Origin of the sequence: Candidatus Methanoperedens sp. (genome assembly GCA_027460535.1) — an archaeon.
Classification (GTDB): domain Archaea; phylum Halobacteriota; class Methanosarcinia; order Methanosarcinales; family Methanoperedenaceae; genus Methanoperedens.
This window is the reverse complement of sequence record JAPZAR010000035.1, coordinates 24,595-33,413: the sequence shown is the minus strand read 5'-3', so window position 1 is coordinate 33,413 and position 8,819 is coordinate 24,595. Positions and strand designations below refer to the sequence as shown.

At 43.8% G+C, this 8,819-nt stretch carries 15 protein-coding genes; 3 read left to right on the top strand and 12 right to left on the bottom strand.

The features are described 5' to 3' along the window. Positions 1-231 precede the first annotated feature (231 nt). Genes O8C65_15470 through O8C65_15460 form a run of 3 tightly spaced genes read left to right on the top strand, consistent with a single transcriptional unit; the run spans position 232 to position 1,096 of the window. The gene (locus O8C65_15470) at positions 232-603 is read left to right on the top strand and encodes a HEPN domain-containing protein (GenBank protein MCZ7358319.1); all 372 of its coding nucleotides are present in this window, start codon (positions 232-234) and stop codon (positions 601-603) included. Then, positions 585-920, top strand: a complete 336-nt coding sequence (locus tag O8C65_15465; GenBank protein ID MCZ7358318.1) for a nucleotidyltransferase domain-containing protein — start codon at positions 585-587, stop codon at positions 918-920. Before O8C65_15470 ends, O8C65_15465 begins: the two co-directional genes overlap by 19 nt. 44 nt (positions 921-964) lie before the next feature. Then, complete coding sequence (locus O8C65_15460) at positions 965-1,096, top strand: hypothetical protein (protein ID MCZ7358317.1); 132 nt, start codon at positions 965-967, stop codon at positions 1,094-1,096. Between the two features lie 112 nt (positions 1,097-1,208). On the opposite strand, the gene O8C65_15455 is transcribed toward O8C65_15460, so the two are convergent. The 12 genes from O8C65_15455 to O8C65_15400 form a co-directional block, all read right to left on the bottom strand. After that, positions 1,209-1,382 carry a hypothetical protein gene (locus O8C65_15455; protein ID MCZ7358316.1) on the bottom strand — a complete coding sequence of 58 codons (174 nt, stop codon included), beginning with the start codon at positions 1,380-1,382 and terminating at the stop codon, positions 1,209-1,211. A 222-nt stretch (positions 1,383-1,604) separates the two neighbouring features. Next, entirely contained in the window at positions 1,605-2,444 is an 840-nt protein-coding gene (locus O8C65_15450; protein MCZ7358315.1) for a DUF63 family protein, read from the bottom strand. Positions 2,445-2,446: 2 nt separating this feature from the next. Next, on the bottom strand, positions 2,447-2,740 hold the full coding sequence (locus tag O8C65_15445) for a hypothetical protein (protein MCZ7358314.1): 294 nt from the start codon (positions 2,738-2,740) through the stop codon (positions 2,447-2,449). A gap of 2 nt (positions 2,741-2,742) precedes the next feature. Further along, a complete protein-coding gene (artA, locus tag O8C65_15440) occupies positions 2,743-3,546 on the bottom strand; it encodes an archaeosortase A (GenBank protein MCZ7358313.1) in 804 nt (267 codons plus the stop codon). Between the two features lie 43 nt (positions 3,547-3,589). After that, positions 3,590-4,075, bottom strand: a complete 486-nt coding sequence (locus tag O8C65_15435) for a hypothetical protein (protein MCZ7358312.1) — start codon at positions 4,073-4,075, stop codon at positions 3,590-3,592. A 4-nt stretch (positions 4,076-4,079) separates the two neighbouring features. Continuing rightward, positions 4,080-4,478 carry a hypothetical protein gene (locus O8C65_15430; protein MCZ7358311.1) on the bottom strand — a complete coding sequence of 133 codons (399 nt, stop codon included), beginning with the start codon at positions 4,476-4,478 and terminating at the stop codon, positions 4,080-4,082. Then, a complete protein-coding gene (locus O8C65_15425) occupies positions 4,475-4,861 on the bottom strand; it encodes a hypothetical protein (GenBank protein MCZ7358310.1) in 387 nt (128 codons plus the stop codon). Before O8C65_15425 ends, O8C65_15430 begins: the two co-directional genes overlap by 4 nt. Positions 4,862-4,880: 19 nt before the next feature. Then, the gene (locus tag O8C65_15420; protein MCZ7358309.1) at positions 4,881-5,066 is read right to left on the bottom strand and encodes a hypothetical protein; all 186 of its coding nucleotides are present in this window, start codon (positions 5,064-5,066) and stop codon (positions 4,881-4,883) included. A 342-nt stretch (positions 5,067-5,408) separates the two neighbouring features. Beyond that, positions 5,409-6,302: a pyridoxal 5'-phosphate synthase lyase subunit PdxS gene (gene pdxS, locus O8C65_15415; GenBank protein MCZ7358308.1), complete on the bottom strand. Its 894-nt coding sequence runs from the start codon at positions 6,300-6,302 to the stop codon at positions 5,409-5,411. Positions 6,303-6,380: 78 nt separating this feature from the next. Further along, positions 6,381-7,181 (bottom strand): metal ABC transporter permease, encoded by an 801-nt coding sequence (locus tag O8C65_15410; protein ID MCZ7358307.1) that lies wholly within the window; start codon positions 7,179-7,181, stop codon positions 6,381-6,383. Position 7,182: 1 nt separating this feature from the next. Then, entirely contained in the window at positions 7,183-7,920 is a 738-nt protein-coding gene (locus O8C65_15405; GenBank protein ID MCZ7358306.1) for a metal ABC transporter ATP-binding protein, read from the bottom strand. Beyond that, the gene (locus O8C65_15400) at positions 7,913-8,818 is read right to left on the bottom strand and encodes a metal ABC transporter substrate-binding protein (protein MCZ7358305.1); all 906 of its coding nucleotides are present in this window, start codon (positions 8,816-8,818) and stop codon (positions 7,913-7,915) included. Before O8C65_15400 ends, O8C65_15405 begins: the two co-directional genes overlap by 8 nt. Position 8,819: the final 1 nt, after the last annotated feature.

Here is an 8,819-nt window from a genome sequence, read left to right as displayed (position 1 = left end):
AGTGATATATATTTCTCCAAGTGAACAGGGTCTTCATTCAAACTAGGGTCATAGCCCTGCATTTCCGGCAACCCCATCACCCTATTCCTCTTGCCCACCATCTTGAATCCATAGTAGGACTGTCGCCCAACCGCAGGCGAACAGCGAGAGATTGATGGAGGCGGGAGGATGCTGGTTGAGTAACGGGAAAAGCAAATAAGCAATTAAAACAATTACAATCCTGAGAAATACATGGATAAAGATGAATGGTTCAAACAAGCTGATTATGACATGGAAACCGCAGAATTCATGTTCAAAGGAGAACGTTATTTTTATACTGTCTTCATGTGCCATTTATCTATAGAAAAAGCGCTCAAGGGTCTGATCATTCAAAAAAATAAAGAAGCGCCACCCAAAACTCACAATCTGCTTTATCTTATTGAAATTATCGATCTGGAATTACCTGAAGATATGTATGATTTTGTCTTCACTCTGAACAGAGTAAGCGTTCTCACTCGATATCCTGATAATCTGCAAAGAATGCTGAACGAATACAATATGAATACAACAGAAAAGATACTTGAAAAAGGGAAGGAGTTATTAAAATGGTTAAAGACAAAATAGTAGAAGCCATTAAATTCTTTGAGAATTGTTTGAAAGAAAAAGGATTGAAAGTTTCAAAGATAATTCTATTCGGGTCGCACAGCACGGGAAAAGCGACTTTAGATAGCGATGTGGATATTCTGATAATTTCTCCGGATTTTCGGAACAAAGATATTTTTGAAAGGGCAAGATTGACGAAGGAAGCAGAGATTAACACCATAAAAAAATTCAGAGTGCCTCTTGATATTATCACCCTCACTTCTGAAGAATTTGAAAGCGGTAATTCTCTTATTACTGACTTCGCAAGAAAAGGTAAAGTAATGTATGCAGCTAGATAGCACCGCATCGCCGCCAGAGCAGCTCATGCCCCTCTGCGATAAGCTTGAGCCGTACTCCTGCGCTCGCAGGCGGACAGCGAGAAGTTGATGGAGGCGGTTGTGGGGAATCTGCTGGCGGGGTAGTTGCTTCGGGAACATATCGGCGCCGCGAGATTAATATTTTTGAAGTGATATAAGATGTGATAGAACACGGAGCGCACGGATAACACAGATTGACACAGATTAAAATTATCCGTGCGTATCCGTTAAATCCGCGTCATCCGCGTTCTATTCTTTGAACCGCTCCTTTCACCATAAAAAGAAGCTATCACCATTTACTCCGCTCTCCCCGCCCCCCATCGCCGCCGCCTGCCCCGCGCCATCGCCAGCACTATCCCTCATCGGATAGCTCTCAACCGGAGTTCGCTGTTGATTCTGAGTAAACCCGCTGTCCCATAGGCCGTGAGGCTGCTTCGGGAACATATCGGCGCCAAGATATTAATATTTTTGAAGTGATATAAGATGTGATAGAACACGGAGCGCACGGATAACACTGATTGACACGGATTAAAATTATCCGTGCGTATCCGTTAAATCCGCGTCATCCGCGTTCTATTCTTCGAACTCCCACCATAAAAAAGAAGCGATCACCATTTACTCCGCTCTCTCCGCCCCCCACCGCCTGCCCCGCGCCGTGTCCTCCGGCTAAACCCTGAAAACCATTGCCAGCAAATTCCTTGCACCCATGGAGAAACCAAGAACTATCAAGGTCAATGTCATCATATACTTTTCATCCTGTTTTTTATCTTCCTTGGAATCCTTTTCAAGCAACAAGACAATCACAAGTACCAAAATCAGGGACAGAGGAACCAGTATGGCTCCAGTTCCAAAAAAGGAAGTGAGGAAGGAACTAAAAGGATGTTTGTTAGTGTAGCCCAGCAGATCTACGCCAATATATGTAGTGAGCGAATCGAGCAGAAATGAAAATATTGCAAATGAATACATCCTGCTTCGAAGATAAGTCATACCGATCGCCGGAGATATTCTTCTGACCAATTCGGTCAATCCTATAGCTGGCACAAGACTATATACAAGAATAGCGAGATTCCAATTAAAAGAACTATAATAAACGAGGATAGCAACTCCCACTAACGATAATGTGACCCCGGCAATTGCGTATACACGAATATAATTTCTTATTTTCTTGAGCTTTTCAAGGTATCTTGTGAGGAGAAGAGACCCAAAACATATTGCAAAGATTACGAAGTAAATAAGCGGCGTGATAAAAAAATATTTGACGGGCGGCTTTAGTAAATTTGCATCCTCGATTACCCGAAATACTGAACCCATGAAAATATAGGGAATTGTAGCAATGACAAACTCCTCATCAACTTTAATTTTCAATTTATTCAATAATTTTAGTGCAGCATATACGCCCACGAAAAGAATAATGATATATGTGATCATGTCAAAATGATTATAACTTGTATCGTTGATTATCCCATCAATATAATTCCTGTATATAAAATCGATCAATCCGCTCATTGTTATCCTCCACAAAATCCATAAACAAATTCAATGTTATCACGGTCATGCAGCAATTGTTCCAGCATATTTTCCGGTGCTGAACCATTAATAAAAACCACACATCCATTCAACTGACCGCCAGCCAACGTGGTTTTATAAGTGGTCTCTATACCCTTATTTTTTCCGGCTTCCACAATCCTGGCGTCGATTATCCGCAACAGTTCTCCAAGTTTAGCTCCATCTGCAATTTCAAAAACATCCGTTTCGCCAACAACCTCCTGCTGGGAAAAATCATAATTCACTTTTATTTTCACTGTTATCTCACCGTCAACCTGTGGAATTCTATTCTCATGGTTTTCACTACACCGTCTATCATATCCGAAACCTCAGGAAGGATCTTAAGAACCAAATATGAAATGATAAGGAGCGCCAGCAGGGAGCCTGCCTTGGTGATAATATGCTCAGAAATATGGAAACTCTCATCAGGCGTTCCGAACCAGCTAAACCCATAAGCAGAGGCGGTGAAAGCCAATCTTTGCAGATTGAGAATATAGATTACTGGCACTGAAATCATAAACGCCTTGAATTTCCGTGCAGCAGGTGCACCTGTTGCGGAGGAGATTATACCTGAAAATAGGGCTATGCTCTCGATAGCAGTGCAGGCAAGGATTATTTCAATTGCCATGCCGTTGACTGCAAGCTTGTTCCATGCTACCTGTACAACTGGGAACCCGAATTTCCCGCTTACCCAGATTGCCTGGTCAGTGACCGTTGAAATTATCCTTGTATTTAAGAAGCCTACTTCTGCAAACAAGAAATACAAAAGACCGCCTACGGATGCAGCCCTGGATAATGAAATAAACATGTCGTAGCCGCCGTCTTTCGTATCCCTTGCCTTAAACATAATATATGCTATAAAGAGGGTAACTCCTCCTGCGGCGACTACCAGAAAGGCATTAACATAATCCTGTATATCAATATAAGTTCCCGGCTGCAAAGACCAGTATATGGAAAGGAATACCCAGCCAAACCCTCCAAAAATGAACCTTGAATTATAGGCTCTCGGAAGGATTGATGCTACAGCCAGAAGTATGAGTGAGATCCAGAGTATTTCAGTCATGATACTGCCTGAGGTGCCAAAATTCTTTTCATCTAATCTCCAGTTAGACCGTTGATTTTTTCGCTCCCGCAATAATCGATTTATCCTTTAGGATTGCTCTTGCAATGTAGGCGCTTCCAGCTATATTGGCAAGGAGCCCGATGATTATTATGGTGTCTTTATATTGGATAAAGAATGACGATGTTGCGAGAATGAAACCAACTGAAGGTAAGAAATCACTCACATGATGCAGGCAGCATGCAACCATCGTCAGTGATGAAGTAGCTGAGCCTGCCATGCCCATCTTCTCAGAGCCGCACAATTTGTTCTCAGAAGTCAGATTCCTGTGGTATCTGAAAAGCCCCATCTGAATACCTACTGCTAAGGGAATAAGGTATACAAATATCCCGTTAGTAAGGAATACCTGGTATCCTTTCTCAAATGAACCTTCACCTAAGGAAGCTATAGAGATATTGAAAAGTATTACAAATATTCCTATGCCAGCTCCGAAAACAAACGGATTTTTTAAAAGGCTTTTGATACCTGGCATATGCTTACCACTTAAATACTCGTTCATTTACCCCTGCGACATCCTTGATCACAAGTTCAAATGTCCTGCTCTCGATCTTAGGAAATCGAAGTGTTCCGCTGGCATGGTGCCCGCCTGCACCCTCATAAGAAAGAGGTTGATATATTTTGCCGCTGGAATCACGCAGGTAAGAGTTATTCTTAAAATCATCGTTATAGTCCATATGGGCAGTGACTTTAATTTCAAAAGCCGTGGCGTCGGTGATATCAGGAAGATAAGTTGCTGTTATTTGTACTCCGGCTTCTGAATTCTCCCTCGGCTCCAATAAATCAGTCGGAGGTTTCTCCCCTCCTGATAAGCATCCGCTGATAGCGACTGCCATCAATACGAATAAGGTTATTATTGTTGTTCCTAATATTCTCATGTAAGCTCCTCTTTCTTATTTTCATCAATCCGACTCTGCGGGTTCTGAGTGCCATGTTTCATATTTTTCATCTTCATGCGCTTGGAACTCATCATCGAACCCATGCCAGAATTACTTCCACAACGGCCGGTCTCTTTAGATTCTGATGCGCTTGTCAGATTCTTCCCGCCCATCATTTCACTGCCGCCTTTTGATCCTTTCATCATATTTTCGCAGGCACCGGATTGCATCATATGCTCCGGACATTTTCCTGACATATCCTTCATCATCTCCGGAGTGCATTCATGATTTTCCGCATCCTTCGTTTTCTCGCTCGTATTCTGCGCCAGCGCGACTACTGCACCGAATACAAGCAGCAACCCGGCAATTCCAGTTATTAACACAGTCTTCTTTTTTATATTCTTACCTCTTCGTAAAATACGATATTAATAAAACTACGATAATCATTAGCAAAAGGTGAAACCACATCCCTGAGCAACCGCCGCCGTGGGCTTGCTCTTTTTCGACGGAATTTTTTTTAATGCCCGATTGTTCTTCTTTTATATCATCATCTTTTTCTTTCGGTTTACTTGATCCACAGCAGTCCATTTTAATTCTCCTTTGGAATCTTTTATGTATGGTCTATATTGATAGTTATTTTGCTTTAAATTTGAAAGATTTTCCATCGAATTTTTTTATGATTTAAGGAATTGCCATGATAATCTGATTGACCTCACGTAACTGCATCAATTCTCTGAGCCTTCCACCGGCGAACTTAAGGCAGCGAAGGAAAGCATAAGTCAGTTTTAGAATGTTCCACCCAAACCTGAGAATATTCTAAATAAAAATACGAAAGGTATCGGAATACTCACAGCCATCATCCAGCGCCCGGAAAATCTGGGGGCTGAACCTCCAGAACTTAGCGATGAATAATATAGAAAGTAAACTTTACTATCCTCTGGCCTGCAGCACTTCCTTTTCTGTCAGGCTCCTGATATCGATCCCTTTCATAGCCCCGCCGACCCCCTTTGATATCTGTGCAAGAACGGCTGGATTATCATAATTGTTCACCGCTTCTACGATAGCCTTTGCCATCTTCTCGGGATTTTCGGATTTGAATATCCCGGAACCCACAAAAACGCCATCCGCACCCAGACGCATCATCAATGCCGCATCCGCGGGTGTGGCTATGCCTCCGGCCGCAAAGTTCACTACGGGAAGCCTCTGCAATTCTGCGGTCTCTTTCACAAGCTCGATCGGGGCTTCTATTTTCCGTGCCACGACAGTGAGTTCCCCTGAGCTCTTGCCTTTGAGTTCCCGGATCATGCCCATTATCGCCCGCATATGCTTCACTGCCTCTTTCACATCGCCGGTTCCCGCTTCACCCTTTGTCCTGATCATGGCAGCACCTTCGTTTATCCGCCGAAGTGCTTCGCCAAGGTCGCGGGCGCCGCATACGAAAGGTATCGTGAACCTTATCTTGTCTATATGGAACGCCTCATCAGCGGGCGTGAGCACTTCTGACTCATCCACCATGTCGACACCGAGGGCTTCAAGGATCTCAGCCTCCACAAAATGACCTATTCTCGCCTTGGCCATCACAGGTATGGTGACCGACTCGATTATCTCTGATATGACCTGCGGGTCTGCCATTCTCGCAACCCCGCCGGCTTTCCTGATATCCGCGGGGACCGCATGGAGCGCCATCACCGCCACTGCTCCAGCCATCTCTGCTATCCTGGCTTCCTGGGGGTTGGTGACATCCATTATCACCCCGCCTTTTTGCATTCCCGCAAATCCTCTTTTAATTAGTTCCGTCCCGTGTCTTAGGTTTTCAAGCTCCATAAATTGTAATTCATCCTTATAATGTGAGATATTATACTTTACGCCCATTAGTATATTAGGATACTTCTTTCCCGGGCCTTATCGCCTATAACTTTTATAAATCATAACTATTGAGAATACTATCACTGATGTCAGGACTATCGCGCCTCCCGCTGCAAGGTTGAAATAAAAAGAGACGGTCAATCCCGCTATTACCGAGAATATCGCAAAAACCATCGAGCCAAATATCGTCTCCCTGAAATTCCTTGAAACCTGAAGGCTTGTGGCCACCGGGACTACAAGTAGAGAAGAAACCAGCAGGATCCCCACAATTTTTAGCGACACTACTACCGTTATCGCAGTCAAGACAACCAGCAGGGTATTCAGTTTTTCCACGGGAAGACCGCTGGCTTTTGCAGATGCTTCATCGAATGTAATATAGAAAAGCTCCTTATAGAACATGATAACTGCGCCAGTAGTAAATATTCCAAGCACAAGCATCACCATCAGGTCTGTCTCGTTCACTGTAAGGATGCTCCCGAACAAATATGTGAAGAGGTCGGTATTGAACCCCTTTGCAAGGCTCAGCAGGACCACAGCCACCGCAAGCCCCGCGGAAAAGAATATGGCTATCGCCACGTCCCCATAAATCTTTGCCCGTCTCAGCGTATTTATGCCCACAGCACTAAGGACTGAGAATACCAGGGCTGTGAAAACCGGATAAACATTCAAAAGCATTCCAAGTGCGACGCCCCCAAGTGCGATATGCGAAAGCCCGTCCCCGATCATCGAAAGTCTTTTTAAAACTATAAATGTCCCGATAACGGAGCAGACTATGGCGATCATAATGCCGGCCACCAGTGCCCGCTGCATGAAACCGTATTGGAATACTTCCAGCATATTACTCTCCATGCAGGTGATGCACGACCTTCATTCCTTCGGGGCCAAAGCCGAACAGTTCCTCAGGATGGCATTCCGTGAACATCCGCTTATTGATGCATGCGATTTTCCTCACCCTTGAAGATATGTTGCTGACATCATGGGTTACGAGCACAAGTGTAATTTTTTTCTCATTATGCAATCTCTCCAAAAAGTCATAGAATTCTTTTTGTCCCGTTATATCCACTCCAACCGTTGGCTCATCCAGGATCAATAATTCCGGCTTGCTTGCAAGAGCCCTGGCTATGAATACCCGCTGCTGCTGCCCTCCGGAAAGTTCCCCTATCCTCCTGTTTTTATAATCCTTCATGCCTACTATTTCCAGGGCGTCATCTATCGCCTGCATATCTTCCTTCCCCAGCTTCCTGAACAAACCTTTTGATGAGAACCTGCCCATGGATACCACTTCATAAACGCTCACGGGGAAATTTGAATCAAAATTCAGGGCATGCTGCGGAATATATCCTATTTTATACCATTTTTTAAATCGATGGATATCCTCGCCAAACAGCTTTATGGTTCCCTCATTTGGCTTTATTAAACCCAGGATTAGTTTCAAAAGTGTGGTCTTGCCAGCGCCGTTGGGGCCTATGATTCCTAAAAATTCTCCACGCTTTATTACCAGGTTGATATCTTCAAGAATGCCCGAAGTGTCCTGTTTAAAACTTACACCCGTTATTTCAATGATATTTTCATCCATTCTCTACATCCAGCGCTAATTTGAGGTTTTTCACATTCTTCCGCATTAAAGTAAAGTAGTTCTCCCCTTGCTTGATCTGACCTTCGGAAAGTCCCTCTATCGGGTTAAGCGCCAGCGTTTGCGCCCCCGCTTCTTTTGCAATAGTTTCAGATAACTTCGGGCTTACTAAAGTCTCAAAGAAAATGTATTTCACTTTATTCTCCTGTGCGAGTTTAACAATCTCGACAATTTTTGCAGGGCTGGGCTCTATGTCAGGCGACAGCCCTGCAATTGCGATTTGCGTTAAACCATATCTCTTGGCAAAATAGCCAAATGCGGCGTGAGCGGTTATAAATACCTTCTTTTTGGCAGGAGCTAATTCTTTTGAAATATTTGCACCCAGCGCGTCCAGATCCTGCCTGAGTGCCTGAGCATTGGCCGTGTAATAATCACTATTTTTCGGGTCGGCTTTAATAAACGCTTTCTCTATGGCATCTGCCTGGTGTTTTGCCAGCACCGGGTCAAGCCAGATATGGGGATCAGGCGTCCCTCCTTCTTTAATTAATTCAATCCCTTCGCTTGAATCAACAACAATCAATTTCTGGGATTCGGTCTTTGTTATAATTTTATCAATGTAAGGTTCAAGCCCAGCGCCATTATAAACAAAAATCTGAGCGGATTCTACTTTGATAATATCCTGTGGGCCGGGTTCCCAGTCATGTGGCTCTGCACCTGCAGGAACCAATACCGATACCTCGGCCTTTTCACCCCCGATGCGCTTTGAAAATTCATAAAGAGGATAAAAGGAAGTGACGACATTGATCTTTTCACTTGATTTTGGCTGCTGGATGCACCCCGTGAGACTCACAAGCAATACGATGAGTAAAATAAGAGTGAATGCAGACTTTACAGAGTTCATC

Bases quoted from the DNA above. Each gene is read 5' to 3' on its own strand.
- O8C65_15470 (MCZ7358319.1), top strand. From the start codon at position 232: ATGGATAAAGATGAATGGTTCAAACAAGCTGATTATGACATGGAAACC.
- O8C65_15465 (MCZ7358318.1), top strand. From the start codon at position 585: ATGGTTAAAGACAAAATAGTAGAAGCCATTAAATTCTTTGAGAATTGT.
- O8C65_15455 (MCZ7358316.1), bottom strand. From the start codon at position 1,382: ATGTTCCCGAAGCAGCCTCACGGCCTATGGGACAGCGGGTTTACTCAG.
- O8C65_15450 (MCZ7358315.1), bottom strand. From the start codon at position 2,444: ATGAGCGGATTGATCGATTTTATATACAGGAATTATATTGATGGGATA.
- artA (MCZ7358313.1), bottom strand. From the start codon at position 3,546: ATGACTGAAATACTCTGGATCTCACTCATACTTCTGGCTGTAGCATCA.
- O8C65_15435 (MCZ7358312.1), bottom strand. From the start codon at position 4,075: ATGCCAGGTATCAAAAGCCTTTTAAAAAATCCGTTTGTTTTCGGAGCT.
- O8C65_15430 (MCZ7358311.1), bottom strand. From the start codon at position 4,478: ATGAGAATATTAGGAACAACAATAATAACCTTATTCGTATTGATGGCA.
- O8C65_15420 (MCZ7358309.1), bottom strand. From the start codon at position 5,066: ATGGACTGCTGTGGATCAAGTAAACCGAAAGAAAAAGATGATGATATA.
- pdxS (MCZ7358308.1), bottom strand. From the start codon at position 6,302: ATGGAGCTTGAAAACCTAAGACACGGGACGGAACTAATTAAAAGAGGA.
- O8C65_15410 (MCZ7358307.1), bottom strand. From the start codon at position 7,181: ATGCTGGAAGTATTCCAATACGGTTTCATGCAGCGGGCACTGGTGGCC.
- O8C65_15405 (MCZ7358306.1), bottom strand. From the start codon at position 7,920: ATGGATGAAAATATCATTGAAATAACGGGTGTAAGTTTTAAACAGGAC.
- O8C65_15400 (MCZ7358305.1), bottom strand. From the start codon at position 8,818: ATGAACTCTGTAAAGTCTGCATTCACTCTTATTTTACTCATCGTATTG.